Origin of the sequence: Acinetobacter sp. WU_MDCI_Abxe161, assembly GCF_025514355.1 — a bacterium.
Lineage (GTDB): Bacteria > Pseudomonadota > Gammaproteobacteria > Pseudomonadales > Moraxellaceae > Acinetobacter > Acinetobacter pittii_E.
This window is the reverse complement of sequence record NZ_JAHPTU010000005.1, coordinates 1-19,769: the sequence shown is the minus strand read 5'-3', so window position 1 is coordinate 19,769 and position 19,769 is coordinate 1. Positions and strand designations below refer to the sequence as shown.

17 protein-coding genes are annotated in these 19,769 nt (G+C 38.9%); 7 read left to right on the top strand and 10 right to left on the bottom strand.

Annotated features, from left to right (window positions below; all coding sequences use genetic code 11):
• Positions 1-88 precede the first annotated feature (88 nt).
• From ppx to KTI78_RS06965, 5 genes are read left to right on the top strand one after another with little or no spacing between them, the layout of a single operon-like run.
• Entirely contained in the window at positions 89-1,609 is a 1,521-nt protein-coding gene (gene ppx / locus KTI78_RS06985) for an exopolyphosphatase (protein WP_239974785.1), read from the top strand.
• An 18-nt stretch (positions 1,610-1,627) separates the two neighbouring features.
• Positions 1,628-2,449 (top strand): acetyl-CoA carboxylase carboxyltransferase subunit alpha, encoded by an 822-nt coding sequence (locus KTI78_RS06980; protein ID WP_016142167.1) that lies wholly within the window; start codon positions 1,628-1,630, stop codon positions 2,447-2,449.
• Entirely contained in the window at positions 2,386-3,786 is a 1,401-nt protein-coding gene (tilS, locus tag KTI78_RS06975) for a tRNA lysidine(34) synthetase TilS (RefSeq protein ID WP_262445630.1), read from the top strand. Before KTI78_RS06980 ends, tilS begins: the two co-directional genes overlap by 64 nt.
• The gene (gene proC / locus KTI78_RS06970) at positions 3,761-4,597 is read left to right on the top strand and encodes a pyrroline-5-carboxylate reductase (protein WP_080649506.1); all 837 of its coding nucleotides are present in this window, start codon (positions 3,761-3,763) and stop codon (positions 4,595-4,597) included. The genes tilS and proC overlap by 26 nt, the downstream gene beginning before the upstream one ends.
• Before the next feature lie 21 nt (positions 4,598-4,618).
• Positions 4,619-5,188, top strand: a complete 570-nt coding sequence (locus tag KTI78_RS06965; RefSeq protein ID WP_016142164.1) for a YggT family protein — start codon at positions 4,619-4,621, stop codon at positions 5,186-5,188.
• Positions 5,189-5,240: 52 nt separating this feature from the next.
• On the opposite strand, the gene polA is transcribed toward KTI78_RS06965, so the two are convergent.
• Positions 5,241-8,012, bottom strand: coding sequence for a DNA polymerase I (gene polA / locus KTI78_RS06960; RefSeq protein ID WP_262445629.1), 2,772 nt, complete (start codon positions 8,010-8,012; stop codon positions 5,241-5,243).
• Positions 8,013-8,166: 154 nt separating this feature from the next.
• Here polA and KTI78_RS06955 point away from each other — a divergent pair, with 154 nt between their 5' ends.
• A complete protein-coding gene (locus tag KTI78_RS06955; RefSeq protein ID WP_262445628.1) occupies positions 8,167-10,968 on the top strand; it encodes a DUF2339 domain-containing protein in 2,802 nt (933 codons plus the stop codon).
• On the opposite strand, the gene KTI78_RS06950 is transcribed toward KTI78_RS06955, so the two are convergent.
• Together KTI78_RS06950 and KTI78_RS06945 are read right to left on the bottom strand one after the other, a co-directional pair.
• A complete protein-coding gene (locus tag KTI78_RS06950) occupies positions 10,958-11,875 on the bottom strand; it encodes a mechanosensitive ion channel family protein (protein ID WP_016142161.1) in 918 nt (305 codons plus the stop codon). The genes KTI78_RS06955 and KTI78_RS06950 overlap by 11 nt on opposite strands.
• A gap of 9 nt (positions 11,876-11,884) precedes the next feature.
• Complete coding sequence (locus KTI78_RS06945) at positions 11,885-12,706, bottom strand: hypothetical protein (RefSeq protein WP_016142160.1); 822 nt, start codon at positions 12,704-12,706, stop codon at positions 11,885-11,887.
• Positions 12,707-12,802: 96 nt separating this feature from the next.
• Between KTI78_RS06945 and gspE the strand changes: the two genes are divergently transcribed.
• Complete coding sequence (gene gspE, locus KTI78_RS06940) at positions 12,803-14,293, top strand: type II secretion system ATPase GspE (protein WP_224992254.1); 1,491 nt, start codon at positions 12,803-12,805, stop codon at positions 14,291-14,293.
• 55 nt (positions 14,294-14,348) lie between these two features.
• Here the strand turns inward: gspE and KTI78_RS06935 are convergent, their stop codons facing one another.
• From KTI78_RS06935 to KTI78_RS06905, 7 genes are all read right to left on the bottom strand, one after another.
• A complete protein-coding gene (locus KTI78_RS06935; protein ID WP_262445627.1) occupies positions 14,349-14,780 on the bottom strand; it encodes an organic hydroperoxide resistance protein in 432 nt (143 codons plus the stop codon).
• A gap of 88 nt (positions 14,781-14,868) precedes the next feature.
• Complete coding sequence (locus KTI78_RS06930; protein WP_016142157.1) at positions 14,869-15,306, bottom strand: MarR family winged helix-turn-helix transcriptional regulator; 438 nt, start codon at positions 15,304-15,306, stop codon at positions 14,869-14,871.
• A 164-nt stretch (positions 15,307-15,470) separates the two neighbouring features.
• A complete protein-coding gene (locus tag KTI78_RS06925; protein ID WP_016142156.1) occupies positions 15,471-15,845 on the bottom strand; it encodes a DUF4951 domain-containing protein in 375 nt (124 codons plus the stop codon).
• Positions 15,846-15,859: 14 nt separating this feature from the next.
• Positions 15,860-16,684 carry a carbon-nitrogen hydrolase family protein gene (locus KTI78_RS06920; RefSeq protein WP_262445626.1) on the bottom strand — a complete coding sequence of 275 codons (825 nt, stop codon included), beginning with the start codon at positions 16,682-16,684 and terminating at the stop codon, positions 15,860-15,862.
• 26 nt (positions 16,685-16,710) lie between these two features.
• The gene (gigB, locus tag KTI78_RS06915; RefSeq protein WP_002117273.1) at positions 16,711-17,232 is read right to left on the bottom strand and encodes an anti-anti-sigma factor GigB; all 522 of its coding nucleotides are present in this window, start codon (positions 17,230-17,232) and stop codon (positions 16,711-16,713) included.
• A 102-nt stretch (positions 17,233-17,334) separates the two neighbouring features.
• Positions 17,335-18,303 (bottom strand): RsbU family protein phosphatase GigA, encoded by a 969-nt coding sequence (gene gigA / locus KTI78_RS06910; protein WP_239968384.1) that lies wholly within the window; start codon positions 18,301-18,303, stop codon positions 17,335-17,337.
• A gap of 111 nt (positions 18,304-18,414) precedes the next feature.
• Complete coding sequence (locus tag KTI78_RS06905; protein WP_262445625.1) at positions 18,415-19,293, bottom strand: VacJ family lipoprotein; 879 nt, start codon at positions 19,291-19,293, stop codon at positions 18,415-18,417.
• Positions 19,294-19,769 lie beyond the last annotated feature (476 nt).

Below are 19,769 nucleotides of genomic sequence, written 5' to 3'. Positions count from 1 at the left end.
ATCACAGCTAATTGTTGATGAAAATGGCTTTTCAATTGCATTCTTGTGAATTACTCTAGGCGTGAATTGTTATGGGTTTAGTTCAATAATGTCTGACTTTCTGATTGATGAAGAATTACTTGCCGCCATAGATATGGGGTCGAACAGTTTTCACCTTGCAATTGCACGGGTAGATCATGGTGAAGTTAAAAAAGTTGCTTCGATGTCAGAAAAAGTACAGCTTGCAGCTGGTTTAGATGAGAATAAAAACCTAACGGAAGCCGCTCAGCAACGGGGCCTAGCATGTTTGGCTCGTTTTGTTGGTCGATTAAGCTCTGTTCAAGCAAATCGTTTAAGAATTGTGGCGACCAATGCCTTACGTCAGGCAAAAAATGGTCATGAATTTATTCAAAAAGCCGCAGAAATTTTACCTAAACCTATTGAAATTATTGCAGGACGAGAAGAAGCACGTCTGATTTATCTTGGCGTATCGCATACTATGGCAAATGGTGGTCGACGTTTAGTTGTAGATATTGGTGGGGGCTCTACCGAATTTATTATTGGTGAAGAGTTTGAGCCTATTTACACTGAGTCATTGCAAATGGGATGCGTGGCTTATACAAAAGCCTACTTTGCTGATGGTGAAATTACACAAAAAGCCTTTGATAAAGCAGTAGTGGCTGCCCGTAAAGAGCTTTCAGCTATTGCAACAACTTATAAAATGGAAGGTTGGGATACTGTTGTTGGTTCTAGTGGAACTATTAAAGCTTGCCGCCAAATTATGGTGAATATGGGCTTAAGTGATGAACAAGAAAACGTTACTCGAGAAGGGTTGTATAAACTCAAAGATAAATTACTTAAGTTTAAAAATATTTCTGAAATTGATTTTGAAGGACTTCGAGAAGACCGACGAGCAGTTTTGCCAGCCGGATTGGCAATTTTGTACGCAGTTTTTGAAGTTTTAGAAATTGATCGTTTGGCATATTCTGATGGTGCATTACGTGAAGGCGTCATGTATGACCTATTAGGTCGTTTTAAACATGAAGATATCCGCGATCGCAGTGTACAGGCTTTAATGGGGCGTTATAACGCAGATCCAAAACAAGCAGAAAGAGTTGTAAATACAGCACAACAATTATTTGATGGTGTTGCAGAATCACTTAATTTAACGAGTGAAGACAGTGACTTACTGCGTCGAGCTGCCTATTTACACGAAATTGGTTTAGCAATTAGTCATGGTGGGTATCACCGCCATGGTGCTTATTTATTGCAGCATTCTGATATTCCTGGTTTCTCACAAATTGATCAAAATCATCTTTCACATTTAGTTGCGCACCACCGTCGTAAATTGCGAAATGATGTAAAAAATGAAATTTTGAAGGCTGGTGGCCATAAATTACTTTATCTATGTTTATTGCTTCGCCTAGCAGTTTTACTCAACCATAGTCGAAGTGATCAGATGCTTCCTGCCATTGAACTGACCATCATAAATGATCAACAATGGCAGCTTAGTGTTTCTGGTGATGCCAAACAATGGCCATTGTTAGTTGCCGACTTGCATGATGAGCAAGAGCAGTTTAAGCATTGGGACATTGAATTGAATATTCAGTCGGAAAAATTTATCGATTAAAGGGATAATATTCGACCTATGAAAAAAGCTACTCAGTCCAAAGCATGGACAACGGTTCAAATTGCACGTCATCCTGATCGTCCGCAATTTCTAGATTATGTCGGTGAAATCTTTACAGAGTTTGATGCCTTGCATGGTGATCGTTTGTTTGGTGACGATGGTGCGATGGTAGGTGGTCTTGCTCGTTTTGATGGTCAGCCTGTGATGGTCATTGGACAACACCGTGGTCGTAGTACCCGTGAAAAATTAAAGCACAACTTCGGTATGGCTAACCCAGAAGGTTACCGTAAATCTCAACGCCTATTAGATATGGCTGAGCGTTTTAATCTTCCGGTTTTCACCTTTATTGATACGATGGGTGCTTACCCAGGTGTAGGTGCTGAAGAGCGTGGACAAGCTGAAGCAATCGCAACGAGTCTTGCTCAACTTTCAAGTTTGAAAGTTCCTGTTGTTGCAACAGTACTTGGTGAGGGCGGCTCTGGTGGTGCTTTAGGTATTGGTGTTGCTGACCGAGTAATTATGTTGTCGCATAGTATTTATTCTGTGATTTCACCAGAAGGCTGTGCATCTATTTTGTGGAAAACTGCTGAAAAAGCAGCTCAAGCAAGTGAAGCTTTAGGTTTGACAGCAGATAAATTACAATCTCTAGGTATTGTTGAATATGTAGTAGATGAAGGTGAAGGGGCTCATTTAGACCCTGAGCAAGTCATGCAAAACTTAAAAGTAGTTTTGAAGCAAGCTTTGGAAGAGTTGCTACCAATGGATGCAAATGAACGATGCGAAGCACGTTATCAACGTTTAATGAAGTTTGGCAGCGAAAATTTAGGCATCACGTCTTAAAACAGGCTCAAGAGTCTTTAGAAAATAGTACTTTTCTTATCGGATGTAGTGGTGGCATGGATTCAATGCTGCTGCTACATTTGATGTCTCAGATTTTCCCTCAAAAGATCCGAGTAATTTACATAGATCATCAACTGCAATCAAAAAGTGCAGAGTGGGGGAAACTCGTTGCTAAACAGGCTACGAGTTTAAATATTCCTTATATTATTCAGAAAGTTCAAGTTACTGACGGTAATTTGGAAGCTCAAGCACGTCAGGCACGCTATCAAGCTTATCAGCAACATTTGCAGGCCAATGAAATTTTAGTGCTTGCTCATCATCAGCAAGACCAAGCTGAAACAGTGATGTTACGGTTATTATCGGGTGCAGGGGTTGATGGGCTGGCTGCTATGCAGTCTATCGATCATCGTGTGGATATGACAATTTGGCGACCTTTTTTAGATTTAACTCGCGAGCAAATTGTTGAGTGGACTACTCAGCTTGAGATTGAGCATGTAGTTGATCCTACAAATTATGATATCCATTATGATCGGGCATGGTCACGTGAGGAGCTTTGGCCATTCTTACAAAACCGATTTCCAAAAATGCAGCAAGCCCTTAGTCGTACCAGCTATTTGATGCAAGACGCTTCTGAAATTTTAGAAGAAGTTTTAAAAGTTGATCTGCAAAATTGTGGTACGGATGAATGTTTGGATTTAACTCAGCTATTAAAATTATCCTCTGCCCGTCAGCGTCAATTACTTTCGGTTTGGATGAAAGGTGAGGGGCAATACCGGCCTGCATTTGAAATGGTTGAGCGTTTAAAAAATGAAGTAATTGATTCAAAGTCTGATGCACAGGCGGCATTACACTGGAACCAGTTTTATTATGTTCGTTATCAACATCATCTTTATAGGTTGAGTAAGGAAGTTTTTCTTGCTGAAAAATTAAATCCAGTTGAAACCGAGACGGAGCATTATTTCCAAATGGGGGAAATAGTGCATTGTGCTTCAGGATATTTTCAAATTACACAAACAAATATGGGTTTATCTTCATCTTTATTAAAGAAAAATTTAAGAATAATTCGACGCCAAGGTGGTGAAAAAGTCCATTTATATGGTCGCGTTGGGCAATGGCCATTAAAAAAAGCAATTCAAGAAGCACATATTTTGCCTTGGCTTCGTCATACAATTCAAATATTAGTCATAGATAATGTTATGCTTGGGGTTTTTACACCGAAAGGATTTTGGTTGGCTCAGTCTCCGTATTGTGAGCAAGGAGGATGGCAACCAGATTTAATTTCTTATTCTTGTAATCTGGTAAATGGCGAATATGGTTATGACAAGTGCAGTAAATAGTAATATCTGTTTTATTGGTGGTGGTAATATGGCCCAAGCTTTGATTGGCGGGCTTATTTCAAGAGGTTTACCGCCAACACGTATTACCGTTTCAGATCCTGTTGAGCAAATCCGCCAATTATTGCAAGAAAAAGAAGTCCATGTGACACAAGATAATGTGGCTGCAATTCAAAATGCTGATGTTGTTGTACTCGCGGTAAAACCACAAGTTTTGGCGACTGTTTTACGTCCTTTAAAAGGTCTGTTATCAGATAAATTGGTCATTTCAATTATTGCTGGTGCTGAAATTCAAACGATATCAAACTTAATTGATAGCAATCGAATTGTTCGAGTAATGCCAAATACGCCGGCTCTAGTTCAAACTGGTGCGCATGGTATTTATGCAAATGAAGTAGTTGGTACTTCGGATCGTGAATTAACAAGTCAGATTTTAGCAGCCACAGGTTTAACAATTTGGGTAAACTCCGAAGCTCAAATTGATGCAGTAACAGCGGTTTCTGGCTCAGGTCCTGCATATTTCTTTTATCTCATGGAAAGTATGATCCGTGCGGGTAAAAACTTAGGACTTGACGAGAAAGTTGCAACTGCGTTGACTCTTCAAACAGCATTAGGTGCAGCTCAAATGGCAATTACCAGTTCAAATACTCCTTCTGAACTACGTAAGAACGTGACGTCACCAAATGGTACAACTCAAGCTGCACTTGAAGTTTTTGACCGTGCACAAATCTCCCAAAATATTCAATCTGCATTGGCTGCTGCACAGAAGCGTAGTCAAGAATTGGCTCAAGAATTGAGTGACAGTGCGAAATAGCTTAAATAGGATAAGACAACTATGGGTGCAAATTCTGCGCTAATTTTTGGAATTTTAATTAATGTCGCGATTTTATTGGTCTTTTTCCGTTTTTTAATGCAATTGGCGGCAGTAAGTCCTTATAATCCTGTGGTTTTATCGACCGTAAAGGCGACTAAAATTGTTGATATTTTTGGCCGAATTTTTCCGACGGTCGCAAAAGGCCGATTTAATTTGGCTGCGTTGGTTCTTTTAATTATTTTATATTTACTGAAAATTTTCGGTGTGATGTATCTTTCTGGTTCTATGCCAAATAGTCCGGTTCATTTAGTGATACTGACTTTTGTGACAATGATTCAGGACTTAATTCGTTTCTGCCGTTATTTAATTTTTGCAACAATCATTTTGAGTTGGGTGGTTATGTTCACTCAATCACGTTCACCTTATATTGAAGTAATTCAAGATTTGGCTGAACCATTACTCGCGCCATTTCGTCGTATATTGCCTAATATGGGAATGATTGACTTATCTCCAATTTTAGCGTTTTTAGCGCTTTATATTGCCGAGATCCTCATGAATGAAGTGGCTAAAGTTCTTTTAACTGGACTTTAAGTTAACGCAAGAAAAAGGGCTGTATTTCACAGCCCTTTTTTATTTTTGCTAATTAATGAGCATCATCCCAATTTAGCCCTTGTCCAACTTCAACAAGCAAAGGCACTGAAATTTCTACAACAGATTCCATGACACTTGCGATTTGCTTGGAGAGTTCTTCGGCAATGTTTTGATCTGCTTCAAATACTAATTCATCGTGCACTTGAAGAAGTAACTTCGCTTGATCTTTTGGCAAGATTTTATCAACTTCAATCATTGCAAGTTTAATAATATCAGCCGCACTACCTTGTAAAGGGGCATTGATTGCAGCACGTTCAGCAGCTTTACGCACCATCACATTTCGTGCATCAATATCAGGCGTATAAAGGCGACGACCCAAAATGGTTTCAACAAAGCCTTGCTCTGATGCAACTTGACGTGTGCGTTGCATATATTCATAGATGCCAGGATAGCGTTGGAAATATTGCTTAATATAGTTTTGCGATTCTTGACGTGTAAAGCCTAATTGACGAATCAAACCAAACTCAGACATACCATAAAGTAGGCCAAAGTTAACTGCCTTCGCTTGACGGCGTTGGTCATTGGTCACATCTTCGATATCAATACCCAATACTTCGGCAGCAGTACGGCGGTGAACATCTTGCCCATGCTGGAACGCATGCACTAACGCTTCATCTTGAGAAAAATGAGCCATTAAACGTAATTCAATTTGCGAGTAATCGGCAGCCAATAGTACTCGACCTTCCGGTGCAATGAATGCTTTACGAATTTGACGGCCAATTTGTCTACGAATTGGAATGTTTTGTAAGTTAGGATCAGAAGAGGAAAGACGGCCTGTCGCTGTCAGTGCTTGGTGATAGCTCGTATGTACGCGATGCGTGTCGTTATGAGATTGCTCAACTAGACGATCGGTATAGGTACTTTTTAGTTTTGCTAAACCACGATGCTCTAAAATAATTTCCGCTAGAGGATGTTCAATTTTTTCTAAAACACTTTCACTAGTGCTGTATTGTCCAGTTGCAGTTTTTTTACCGCCTTTGATTCCTAATTTATCAAATAGTATTTCGCCTACTTGTTTAGGTGAAGCAATATTAAAAGTTTCATCTGCAATTTCCATAGCCTGATTTTCAAGGCCCTCCATGGTTTTTGCAAATTCAACGCTTAATTTATCTAAGAATGCATGGTCTAGACGAATACCATCTTCTTCCATACCCGATAAAATACGGGCAACTGGCATTTCGATGTTATATAAAATATTTTCTAGCTCTGGAAATGGCTTAAGTTTGTTTGAAAGCACTTCATACAAGCGATAAGTCACATGCGCATCTTCTGCTGCATAGTGAGCAGCAACTTCAATCTCAATTTGATTGAAAGTCTTTTGTTTAGCACCCTTACCAGCAATTTGTTCAAAAGTGGTGGTCAAGTGACTTAAATAGACACGAGCTACATCATCCATGCCGTGACGAGTTGCTGCTGCATTTAGTACATACGATGCCAGCATGCTATCGAAATACCAGCCTTTAAGTTCTACACCATGATTAGCAAAGATATGAGCATCATATTTAAGATGATGACCAATTTTTTTAACTGCTTCATTTTCTAGCACAGGCTTAATTTGAGCCAGAACTTGATCACGATCTAGTTGCTGCGGTGCATTTTCATAATTATGTGCTAATGGAACATAGTAGGCATCTTGTGCATCAAATGCGATTGAAAAACCAACCATCTCGGCAATACGGTAATCAAGGCTTGTAGTTTCTGTATCAATAGCAAAATGATCGGCATTTTGCATACGTTGCCAAAGTTGATCCCATGCTTCTTGCGTTAGAACCGTATGGTAATTTGCAGTCCCCAGTTGGTCATCTTGACTGGTTAAGCTTGCTTGATCTTCAGTTTCTATAGATTCAGCTGGTTTAACTTCATTTTGAACAATAGTTTGTGAAGCTTGTTGTTTATAGCTTGAGCTATTTGGATTGTTTGGATGATCAAGTGACTGTAACTGATTTCTAAATTCAAGCTCAGTATACAAATTACGTAGAGCCTCTACGTTTGGATCAGTAAGCTTTAACTCATGCCAGTCGAGTTCTAAAGGAAGATCACAAACAATGCTGGCTAACTGGTGATCAAGCTTAATATTGTCTAAATTATCTTTAATATTTTGGCTAATCTTGCCTTTAAGTTGATCTGCATTGGCAATGATATTGTCTAAAGTGCCATATTCAGTCAGTAACTTCGCTGCTGTTTTTGCACCTACGCCAGGCACACCCATGATGCCGTCAGATGCATCGCCCATGAGTGTTAAGTAATCGATAATTTGATTTGGCCAGACCCCAAATTTTTCAAATACGCCGTCAGTGTCGAGTACACGATCTTTAAAGCTATCTTCAAGTTTTACATGATCATTGACGAGCTGAGCCATGTCTTTATCTCCGGTTGAGATAAGTACATGATGGCCTTCGAGTACGGCACGTTTTGCAAGTGTACCGATAATATCATCTGCTTCTGCACCCGGAAGACTATATAAAGGGATCCCTTGCGCTTTAATCAATGCATGCAAATATGGAATCTGCTGTGACAATTCTTCCGGCATGGTTGGACGATCACCTTTATAAATAGGTGAAAGTTTATGACGGAAAGTAGGCTCAGGTGTATCAAAAATGACAGCCATATGTGTTGGCTGCATGCGGCGCATTAGTTTTTGAATGGCAGAAATTGCCCCACGTATTGCATTGGTATGTAACCCTGTAGAGGTCGTCAATGGTGGTAATGCATGATATGCACGAAATAAAAAATAGGACCCATCAACCAAGACAAATGGTGGCATTGAACAATTCCTTAATCTGAATTACGGGTATTTTACGTGAAAACGGCTATGAATGCAGGTTTATGATTTTTGCAGTATTTTGTATGTATAAATATACGCTTGTATTGCCTTGAAGTAAGATGACCTGTAATGAAGGTGTCATATTGCTAAGCCCATGTATAAAAAAGACAAACAGGGAATGATCATCGTTTTGATCGCTTTGACTTTGTTTTTAGCCATTTCAATTGGTTTTAAATTTCAAAGTGCCGTTGTTGCTTTATCTATTGCACTTACTGTCATACTAGTTCAATTACTGTCAAATTTGCATCAGCGTTTAACTCATTTAGAACAGCAGTTTTCTCAGCAGAAAACGCCACTTTATTCTATTCATATGCAAAGAACAGTGATTTATGCAGCTGCCTTGGTTGCATTAGTTGCTTATATAAATCATTGGATGTGGATTGCTGGTGGGGCTTTACTGGTTTTATTATTATGTTTAATTCAAACCATCAGCGCATTTCATACTCGACTGTTGTACCTCGAATCAGCAAAACAAACTGTTCATGCAAATGAGACCATACAATCTGAAGTTCTAAATCCAGCGCTAGAGCAGGTTGGTCTCAACAATACTGACATGCTAGTCCCTGCCGAAACGGCAACTTTCAAACAAACAGAACAACCGATTCCTGTAAAAACCGCATGGTGGCAACCAGCCGTAGATTGGATGATTCATGGCAATCCAATTTTAAGAGTTGCTGTTGCTGTGCTTATGGTTGGGGTGGTGTTGTTATTACGTTTCGCAAGTGAGCACTGGCAATTGAGTTTGGGTGTCAAACTTGGTTTTATTGCCATTGCTGGAGGTGTATTAACAGCATTTGGATATACCTTGCAAAAGAAAAACCAGCTTTTTGCTGTGGCCTTGCAGGGTGTAGGACTTGCTGTGGTATTCCTAACACTTGTGTTCTCACATCATTTTGGTGTAATCGCCAACTTAACTACAGCGAGTATTCTGTTTGCGATTTTATTAGCTATTACGGTATTTCTGAGTTTAAAACAACAAGCTATTTATTTAGCAATTTTAGCACTTGGTATGGCTTACGCGGCTCCTTTAGTTATTCCACAATACCGCCCAGATGTAGTCTTCCTATTTAGCTACTATTTGGTAATTAATTTAGCAGTTGCTGCGGTTAATTTTATTCAACCATGGAAAATCTTAAATCAGATTGCTTTCTTCGCCACAATGTTTATTGGTGGTAGTGCGATAGGTTTTTATGCAGAACCAGCTAAATTTGACACATTAGACTGGATTTTATGGCTACATATAGCTCTGTTTATTTGGCTTAGCGTCCGTTATAGCCAAAATATATCTCGAGTTTCAGCACGTGAACAACAAGAAGGCATTCGTTTACCTCCGCTCTTAGATGTGGGTCTTATTTTTAGTGTGCCTGTACTAGGCTTTACGCTACATGCCTATTTAGTCCATGAGTCTACTCAAGCGTTGACGATTGGTGCTGCTGTTTTGGCTGGTACCTATGCGGTATTAACTTTTTGGATCAAAAAGACCCATCCTCAACTTTCAGTTCTTGCTAAAAGCTTTTTCATCCTTGCCGTTGCATTTTTTGCCTTAATCTTTCCACTCGCGAAAGGGGCACATTGGACTGCGATTGGTTGGGTTGCTCAAGGTACGGCCCTCATTGTATGGGGAGTAACTGAGCGCTACCGTTTGAGCCGATATATTGGTGTAATTTTAGTTTTACTCAGTTCGGTTGCATTGTTTTATCAATTTTGGGCGAATGCAGAGTTCCCGACGCTAAGCACAAGCATTTATGCAATTGCCCAATTCATTTCGGCCTATTATTTATTGCAATACAACAGTAAAGAACAACGCTACTTTAGCGCAAGTATGTTTAGCGGTATTTTTTTATGCTTAGGGATGTATACAGGTGCTATTGCTGGTATAGAAATTTTGGCATGGCAACATCATGGCTTAAGCCCATATTTGATGATTGCGATACTATTATTATCAATATTTAGTGTAGTGGTTCACTACAAACTAAGGATCCAATGGCAGAGCTTACAGTTAAGTTTAATTAGCCTGTTATTGTTGTTAATTTTGGGTGAGGCCTTTACCAGTCAAGTATTCAGCATGTTTAAATGGCCGAGTATATTACAGCAGGGTACTTTCCTCATCGCAGCAACGCTCCTTAGTGCTTTATTCATTATGGCTCAACCGCAATCAGGTCAGTTTGGATCTTTAAAGGTCTGGTCTGGTTTAAGCTGGTTGGCATTAGCAACGGTTGGTTTGGCAATATTTCCACAAATACCACTTGTTGCTCTGGCTTGTGTACCCGTGGTTTACTCAATCTGGGCGTATAAATCCCATAAGACTATATTGTTACATCAAATTCCAGTGTGGTGTTTAAGCTTACTTTGGTTGCTAGTAGTGAGCGTAGATCGGCATTCTGCTGAGTATCTTTATTTTGTTCCTTTGATTAACTTAACAGACTTCCTTTCAATTTCAGTATTTGCTGGTCTACTCTTTATTATTTATCAGCATGCTTTTGATCAAGATAAATCACTGGAGTGGACTTTTAAAATTACAACAATTCTAGTGGGGTTGTTAGTATGCAGTAGTGTGGTGGTCCGAGGCTTGCACTATTACTGGGCAACACCACTCTGGAGTGCTGCAATTTGGACAAATGGTGTGGTGCAGTTAAGCTTGACATTACTTTGGGTCATTTTGGCATTTGTATTAACTACATTCTCAAGTCGAAAAATGATTCGTCAACTCTGGTTTGTTGGTGCTGCACTTTTAGGAATTGTTGTATTAAAGCTGATTTTGCTTGATCTATCACAAAGTGCGACATTAACTCGGGTCATCTCATTTATTGGAGCGGGTGGGGTAATGTTGATTATTGCTTATCTTGCGCCATTACCACCGTCTTCTGTACAGAAGAATCAAGAGCCTAAGCTTTAGGCTCTCTTTTTAACTCTTTTTGATTACTGTATTGATCAATATCATCTTCACCGAAAACAGTAGATGGTCGATCGATTAAGCCCATTTTCGGTACAGGAATTTCAATTTGATTATCCAAAAAGCCATTTCGGATACGTTCTTGCATTTCATCACGAACTTTTAAGGAGTTTTCTTGTCGGCACCACATCGTAAATAAAAGTTCAATCGATGATTCCCTGAATGCGGTAACCGTAACCGCAGGTTTTGGGTCATCTAACACGAGTGGATAGTGAGCTGCAACATTAAGTAGAACTTCGCGAACTTTAATAATGTCTTCGTGAAAGTTAATCGCGAGTGTAATCGGAATACGCCGTATTGGATATTTAGATAAGTTGTGTACAGGGGCGCGAATAAGCTGTTCGTTTGGTAAACGAATATAGACATTGTCGAGTGTAAGTAATTTTACCGAAAGCAAATCAATTGAAATGACTTCACCTTCAATTGTATTCCCACGAATGAGAGTGATCTGGATGGTATCACCGACTTCAAAAGAACCTTCCCCAATCAAGAATAAACCACTAATTAAGTTACTGGCAGAGGTTTGTGATGCAAAACCGAGTGCTACGGTTAGAATCCCTGCTGCGCCAAGGAATACACTAAGTTTGAAGCCTGCTTCTTTTAAACTCGTCATAATGAAGAGTAAGAAAATAAAATAAAAAATACCGCGGCGCCATACCAAGCGTTGATGAGCATTAAAACGTGAACCAATGGTTCTAATAAACGTATTTGAAATAATACGAGCAAGAACAAAACCAATGAAACAAAGCACAACGCCGACTAAAATTTCACTAATACGTTCGGTATTGATATTGGTAAATATGCTTGTGAGGCTATCAGCGATATCCTTAGGAATACTTGTATCAGCCATATAAACCTCTTAAAAGAATGAATCAAACATATTAAATAATGCTCCACCAGGTGAACGTGGTGGATGGACATAAGTTACTTCACCAGCAAGAGGAGGCGTACGGTTTTCAATACGAATGCGTGCGGGGCGGTCGGAGCCTTCATAGTAAACTTTGATTTGAGAAGTCCACAAACGTCTTGTGCTTTCACTATAAAAAAGAGGAAGGGCCGTAACTGGTACATTCATACGATCAAAGCGTAATTGATGATTACTGGTGTTGTGAAAGTCGATTGGAGTAACAGCACGAAACGCGCGTGGTGTTAATAGATTCAAATCAGTACGCCCATCTACCGACGTGGCATAACAGATTTCACCTTGCTGGGCATTTGGACCGAACCATGTATCCTTAGGTTGAATGACAGGAATTTCAAATAAAGGCTCATGCTGACTTTCAACTAAACCTGCAATCCATAATGGCGTACTTATATATAAAGTCCCACGTTGACCTGCTGGAATATAGATAGGATCAACGGGTTTAATGACCACAGAACGATCTGCCAGACGTGGCATAAGTAAAAATTCTGGATTGGTCTTTCGAAACATATAACGTTCTACTTGAACATTATGCGGGAAAGCAAAATGTGGATCGGCAAGTGGGTGCCAATCTTGCTCATTATCGTCTTGCAGAGCAGGTCGATAATATTCGATACGCCATTCTTTTATGCCACGTGTTAAACGAAAAAGCATTGAACCGAATTGCCATGCTTTGGACTGATTAATTTCAAAGTTCTGTTCTCCCCACCATTTTAAAGAATTCTGGGGGCGAGGCTGATATTCATTATTTTCAAACAAGACGTAAAATTCCTCTACCGAGTTGTTAAACAGACTTCACGCTGTAATCTGCTTAGAGTACACTCAAAATCATCTTACTCATCATTATAAATTGTGATGCAAATATTGAAACAAATACAAGTTCCATATAGTTTTGCCAAGCGTCATGGTGTTTTATTTCGTTATGACGGTGATCAGGTATTTATTATTAGACGTCAAAATACTGAAAAAATAGCATTGCAGGAAGCAAGACGCATCTTGGGTAAGCCAGCTCATTATCAATTATGTACTGAACAAGAATTTAATGCTCTCTTGAGTACGAGCTATGCAGGTGATACAGGGGAATCACAACAAGTTGCAGCAGGTTTAGAAGATCATCCAGATTTATTAAGTTTGGCCGATCAGGTTCCTGAAACAGAAGACTTAATGGATCAGGAAGATGATGCTCCTATTGTCCGTCTTATTAATGCATTACTTTCAGAGGCAATTCGGGTAGGGGCTTCAGATATTCATATTGAAGCTTTTGAAAAGAAACTATCTGTACGATTACGTGTAGATGGTCAACTACGTGAGATTGTACAACCACGCCGTGAGCTGGCGCCTTTATTGGTCTCGCGTATTAAAGTCATGGCGAAGCTTGATATTGCTGAAAAACGTGTGCCACAAGATGGGCGTATTTCTTTACGCCTTGCTGGCCGTGAAGTGGATGTCCGTGTTTCAACGTTGCCATCATCACATGGTGAAAGGGTGGTTATGCGTTTGCTTGATAAACAGGCAGGCCGTCTGAACATGACACATTTGGGCTTAATGGCTAATGACTATGAGCGTTTAACTCAATTGGTGCATCGTCCTCATGGCATTATTTTGGTCACCGGGCCTACGGGTTCGGGAAAAACAACGACCTTATATGCAGCTTTATCTGATTTAAATGACAATACTCGAAATATCTTAACTGCTGAAGATCCAATCGAATATCAACTTGAAGGTATTGGTCAAACACAAGTGAACACCAAAGTGGATATGACATTTGCCCGAGCTTTAAAGGCAATGTTACGTCAAGATCCTGATGTGGTGATGGTGGGTGAGATCCGTGATCTGGAAACGGCTGAAATTGCAGTTCAAGCCTCTTTAACAGGTCATTTGGTTTTATCAACGCTGCATACCAATACCGCTATTGGTGCAGTTACCCGACTTAAAGATATGGGGATTGAACCTTTCTTATTATCAAGCTCTTTAATTGGGGTGATTGCTCAACGTTTGGTTCGTACTTTATGTCCACATTGTATGACTTGGCGTGAAGCCGATACTTTTGAGAAACAGGTTTTCCAGCATATTCATAATGAACCGTTGTTGCAGTTACCTGAGGCTAAAGGATGTGATCATTGCTCTCATCTAGGTTTCAATGGGCGTACAGCCATTTATGAAATCGTACCTGTTGATGAACCTATGCGCCGTCTGATTCATGGTAACGCAGCTGAATATGAATTAGAAAATCATGCTCGTGTATATTCAGGCTCTATTCGTGATGATGGTCTACGCAAAGTACTTGCAGGTAAAACTACTCTCGAAGAAGTGCTTCGTGTAACTAATGAAGCAAGTGAAGCATAATACATAAGATGAAAAAATGCCCGATTTGATTCGGGCATTTTTTTAATATCAAAACTTATTCAGTCACAATATTAAAGTTCACATCAATATTGCTGCGCGTTGCATTTGAGTATGGACAAACAATATGAGCAGCTGCAACTAACTTTTCAGCTTCTTCACGGTCCATACCAACTAAGTAAACATTTAAAGTCGCTTCGATGCTAAAACCTGTAGGAATTGGTCCAATACCTACTTCACCTTCTACATAAGCATCTTTACTAATATTAAATTTATCGCGGTTTGCAACAAATTTTAGAGCACCTAAAAAGCACGCTGAATAACCAGCTGCAAATAATTGCTCTGGATTTGTTACAGCACCACCAGCACCACCCATCTCTTTAGGTACACCAAGCTGTACATCTAATACGCCGTCTGATGAAGTCGCACGGCCATCACGACCACCGGTTGCTTTAGCTTTTGCACGATAAACAACTTTTTCTAATGACATCGTTTTTATTCCTAAAATAAATTGAATACAAATATATCGTACACGACTTAAATATTTTGACAAGTATATTTTTTAAAAAAATTGCTGTTTATTTGACTAGATTTGTACGGAGTTTAGTAAGTTGGTCTTTGAGGCCCAATAGCGTTGTCATATCACATGAACTTGCTTCTAGTACACCTGACGGGATATCCATTGCTTGATCTTTTAATTTTTTCCCTTCATCACTCAGCGTAATAATAACTTGTCTTTCATCTTGAGATGAACGGGTACGATGAAGTAAATTTTGGGCTTCTAACTTTTTCAAGATAGGGGTGAGGGTAGATGATTCTAAAAAAAGTTTTGCTCCAATTTCCGAAACAGTGACTTCATCTTGCTCCCATAACACCAACATCACTAAATATTGAGGATAGGTAATACCCAAAGGTGCTAGAAGTTTTCTATAGAGCTGATTAAGTGCTAAATTTGTTGAATAAATGAGGAAACATAATTGATTCTCAAGCTTTAAGTTTTGACAGTCTTGGTCCATATATTCCTCAAAGAAAATAATACTACTTTTGTAGTATATCGCTTTCTATTCAGTTTCTTAAATGTTCATCCGAATAGTTTATGAATAAAACAAATGAGGGTACATAAAAAATGGAATAATTAGATCAATTATTCCATAAGAAAAAATATTTTAGATCACTGTATTTACCACAAGTCTGCAATCTTTTTCATTAATCGAGCACGATATTTAGCGGTAGGATTATTTGCGTTACGTTGTTGCTCTTGTTCATAAAAGTCTTGCCATGCAGTAATCATTTCAAGAGTAGTTCCTTGTTTTTTAATCATAGAAACATCTGCAGGCTGAATATTTTCTAAACGTTGTCTTGCACCTTCTGCGCCTGTACCCCATCCAATTATTCTTTGGCCGAATGCAGGTAACGGAATATTTTTAGGTGTTGCTGGAAGAATATCTGAACTGAGTTGTGCCGTAGGTGAAACGAAATGGTTCGTTGTTCCAAACTCTGCATAACAATGAATATTTGCCCCCAAGCAAAAAAAGCTAAATAAGTATTTCCACATGAATAATTAAACTTTTAATATTGAATCAATTTACGGTGTGTCATTAGAGGCATTGAAGAGCGGACGAGTTCTTGTGCTGTTAGGTCAAAAGGTACAGTGATTAAACCATTCCCTTCATATCCAACCATACTTAAAATTTGACCACGACTATCTGTTGCCCCAGAGTGTCCCCAAGTTTGTCGTTTTTCACCATGCCAGCCCTGTTGTGCTGCACCTAAAACATAACATTGGCTATCCATTGCCCGAGCCTGTAGCAAAAGCTGCCAGTGCATTTGTCCAGTTGTATAAGTAAATGCAGCAGGAGCAGTAAGAATATGAGCGCCTTGTTGTCTCAGGGTGAGAGCAAGCTCTGGAAAACGTAAGTCATAACATACCATTAAGCCGATATTGCCAAAAGGAGTAGATGTGACTACTACGTCTGTCCCGGGTTCAAAGAAACGAGACTCCTGATAACCACCGACAGCATCACCCACTTGTACATCAAATAAATGGATCTTGTCATAACGTGTTTCTGTACGCTCAGGGCTAATACAAAGACTAACAGTTCGGACTCGACCATCTTGAATGGTGGAACCATCTGGACGAAATGGGCATGGTAAAGTACCGGCTATAATCCAGATTTGATATTGATGTGCTAGTTTCTCAAGTCTTTGCTGAATAGACTCAAATTGCTCAGCTGTTTCACGCTGTTTGCCAGCAGCAAAACATACAAAGTTTTCAGGGAAAACAATTAAGCTGGCATTTTGCGCCTTACTTTGTTGAATCAAAGACTCAATGACTTGAAAATTATTTTCAATATCATCTTGAGAGTTCATTTGAGCAACAGAAACAAGGGTCATATTCTAGTCCGGCTTAATAGGGGAAATCAGGCATTTTGCTTGTCAGATACCTGTTCAAGCGTATCTTGTTCTTTCTGCAACTGCTTCACAAGTGGCTCAAACATGTTCTGATTGTTTGCATTGAGTTTCATCAATGTCTTATGTGCATCTAGAACCGTTCTTAGCATTGCATTATGAGTGATTTGTTCATCAGTTAACGTTAATGTACAAACGTTAGGATCGCCACAATAATTCAAAATGACAAAAACTTGCCCTAGCCCCATACTGTTGGCTAAGGTTGTGATATCTGGATTGGTAGATAGCATCACAGCTTGAATATGATGAGTTTGTTTAAGCTTTAAACCTAGCTTAGCCAGGATGCCTAATACTGTACTATCAATAAATGTTGTTTGGGTTAAATCAACGATTGCACCAACAACATTCTCTTGCTGTTCAATTCTGTTTAAAAGTTTGTCTAGACTTATACAAGAATGGGCTCGCACTTCACCAATAAGTTTGAAAATATGCGTTCCATTTAAACTTGCATATTCAACATGACCTGTTGACATATAAATGCCATTTTCAGAGAAGGATAGAAAAATTATCACATAGTGCCATCTCAGACTCAAGAGTCCTTAAGTCGTATATTATGTAATTAATTGATTCGTAAATTAATTCATTCGACAAAGACTAAAGATGGCAATATCATCAGCCACATGATCAGGTGCTTGAAATGATTGATTTTGCAAATGATGAACCAATTGTTGGAACTGATCATTTAAACCACCATCAAAAGGTTCAAGTGCTCCATCTGAGCAAACAATGAAGCGGGATTGGTGATTTAATGTACAAACATGCTCTTCAACTTCAAGTTCATCGGTTAAGCCTAATGGAAAACTACTTGTTGTTAGAATTTTGGGAGCTTGATTCGGTTCAAAAATGATAGGAGGAGGGTAGTGGCCCGCACTTGACCAGCGAAGCGTATGTGTTTCTAGGTTTAAAATACCCACCACAATCGTAATGTGCTTTTCAATATTCTCTTGAACCAACATTCCATTTAATTTTTTTATTAATTGTCTTGGGGTTTTTGAGCGACCATGGAAAGCTGCCATCCATGATGTTAATAAACTACTGGTTACACCATGTCCTGAAACATCGGCAAGATAAAATAAAACTTCTTTATCATTTAATTTCCAGTAGTCATACCAATCACCGGAAAGATAAGCTGAAGGCTGAAAGAAAGTTTCGACTTCATAATTTAATAAATCAATTGGATTAGGCAGTAATCGTTTTTGCAGTTCAGCAGCCGAAGGTAAATCACGACTATCTTGGTTACGCTTATATTGAGCATCAATTCTTGTTAATGCTTTATTTAAATCGTTAGGTAATTGATTCCATACCCAACCTGCAAGAGCACCGGCTTCCCATGCTTGAGCTAAAGCACTCCCTTCATGTTCAAAAGCAATGACAATGGTGGGTAAATTCCATTTATAAGACAGAAAATCTTGTACATCTGCTATTGCAATGATGGTTGGATCATATAAATCTAAATCATCTATGTTAATGACTTGTAAGCCTGGCAGTTTATCCAAAGCTTGCTCTAAATAAGGGATAGAGCGTGTCGGTTTAATAAAATACATAGAAGATATGGTAGTCCTTTTATATGATCACTTTATTCATCATAGAGTATGTATGATCAAAATCAAGGTATTGCCGAACTCTTAATCCGAGCAATACCTTGATTTCATCCTTTAAGGGTTTTGATCCTCATCTGGAGTATCATCTGAATCATCATCTATGAAAGATACATCAGTTGAGTCGCCTTTCTTCTCTGCAATTTGGAATGCTTTACGTTGGAGATATAAGTCTCGAATCATGGCATATTGATCACCCTGTAGGGTTTGATCTAAATCTAGATATTGAGCGCGAGTATCAACAGCTTGTAACATATTACTCGACCAATAAAGACCATCTTGATCTTCCATAATATATTTCTGTGGGCGAGCTTGAGCATCTACTGCTAAACCGAAACCATCACGCAAGGTACTCGGACCGAAAAAAGGTAACATCAGGAATGGGCCAGAAGGGACGCCATAGTAACCGAGGGTTACACCAAAATTCTCTTCCTCAGTCGGTAAACCTAAACGACTGGCAGGGTCAGCTAAACCAAGAGTCGTTAAAGTATTAATAGTAAATCGACCTAAAGTTTTTGCTGCACGACCTGGACGACCTTGAATAAGCTGGTTAACCGCATTCCAAGGTTCTCCAAGATTTTTACGGAATTGGCGATAAGAACCACGAACATCTTCTGGAGTTTTCTCTCTATATTGAACCGCAACTGGGCGCAAAAAATTTCGATCCAACATATCGTTAAATGAATAAATTGGACGATTTAATGATTGCAATGGATCTTTTACAGGATCTGGTTGTGCTGCGTTCGCATTAATTTTTAAATCTTTAACTTTAATATTTTTTAAATCTTTAATAATTTGTGAGCGCGGATGAGCAGGTGCTGTTTCTTCTAGTGAGCTAGCATCAGAAGATTCACTTATAGTATTTTCTTGAGCATATATAGAGGTACAAACACCTACAGATAATACGCTGAGTAAAATTAAATTAGAATAATTCATATAATTCCTTAACCGCCAGCCAGGCTAATACTTAAATGTGCAGTTGGGTGGAGATATGCTTTAATACAAAACTGATAATCTATTATCAATGTAAAATTGATCAAATAATATAGATAAAATGCTAAAAAGCCTAAAAATTAGCCAAGTGATAATATTAAATTAAAAAAGGGGTTGCAAAGGGAACTTAATGGTCTATAATGCACATCCATCGGCGGTGATGTAGATAGAAACTTGTTGAAAAACAGTTACTTGTGATTAAGTTGGTTGCTTTAAGTGATGAATTTGATGAGAAGTTGGTTTTGAAGATAAGTTTTAAAAATATCGAAATTACCTGTTGACTTTTAAGAGATTAAGAGTAATATAGCCGACCTAGCTTGCTGGTGACGAACCAGGAAGAAGATCATTAAGAGAATTGAAGAACAACTTGTGTGGATTTTTACTGATTGATTAATCGAAATAATTTTCATTGATTGATT

Coding starts and splice junctions, on each gene's coding strand:
- gigB (WP_002117273.1), bottom strand. CDS start 17,232: ATGTCAACAGGTCATGTTGAATATGCAAGTTTAAATGGAACGCATATT.
- KTI78_RS06955 (WP_262445628.1), top strand. CDS start 8,167: ATGTATAAAAAAGACAAACAGGGAATGATCATCGTTTTGATCGCTTTG.
- tilS (WP_262445630.1), top strand. CDS start 2,386: ATGCGAAGCACGTTATCAACGTTTAATGAAGTTTGGCAGCGAAAATTT.
- ppx (WP_239974785.1), top strand. CDS start 89: ATGTCTGACTTTCTGATTGATGAAGAATTACTTGCCGCCATAGATATG.
- polA (WP_262445629.1), bottom strand. CDS start 8,012: ATGCCACCATTTGTCTTGGTTGATGGGTCCTATTTTTTATTTCGTGCA.
- KTI78_RS06965 (WP_016142164.1), top strand. CDS start 4,619: ATGGGTGCAAATTCTGCGCTAATTTTTGGAATTTTAATTAATGTCGCG.
- KTI78_RS06950 (WP_016142161.1), bottom strand. CDS start 11,875: ATGGCTGATACAAGTATTCCTAAGGATATCGCTGATAGCCTCACAAGC.
- gspE (WP_224992254.1), top strand. CDS start 12,803: ATGCAAATATTGAAACAAATACAAGTTCCATATAGTTTTGCCAAGCGT.
- KTI78_RS06905 (WP_262445625.1), bottom strand. CDS start 19,293: ATGAATTATTCTAATTTAATTTTACTCAGCGTATTATCTGTAGGTGTT.
- KTI78_RS06980 (WP_016142167.1), top strand. CDS start 1,628: ATGAAAAAAGCTACTCAGTCCAAAGCATGGACAACGGTTCAAATTGCA.
- KTI78_RS06920 (WP_262445626.1), bottom strand. CDS start 16,684: ATGACCCTTGTTTCTGTTGCTCAAATGAACTCTCAAGATGATATTGAA.
- gigA (WP_239968384.1), bottom strand. CDS start 18,303: ATGTATTTTATTAAACCGACACGCTCTATCCCTTATTTAGAGCAAGCT.
- KTI78_RS06925 (WP_016142156.1), bottom strand. CDS start 15,845: ATGTGGAAATACTTATTTAGCTTTTTTTGCTTGGGGGCAAATATTCAT.
- proC (WP_080649506.1), top strand. CDS start 3,761: ATGGTTATGACAAGTGCAGTAAATAGTAATATCTGTTTTATTGGTGGT.
- KTI78_RS06935 (WP_262445627.1), bottom strand. CDS start 14,780: ATGTCATTAGAAAAAGTTGTTTATCGTGCAAAAGCTAAAGCAACCGGT.
- KTI78_RS06930 (WP_016142157.1), bottom strand. CDS start 15,306: ATGGACCAAGACTGTCAAAACTTAAAGCTTGAGAATCAATTATGTTTC.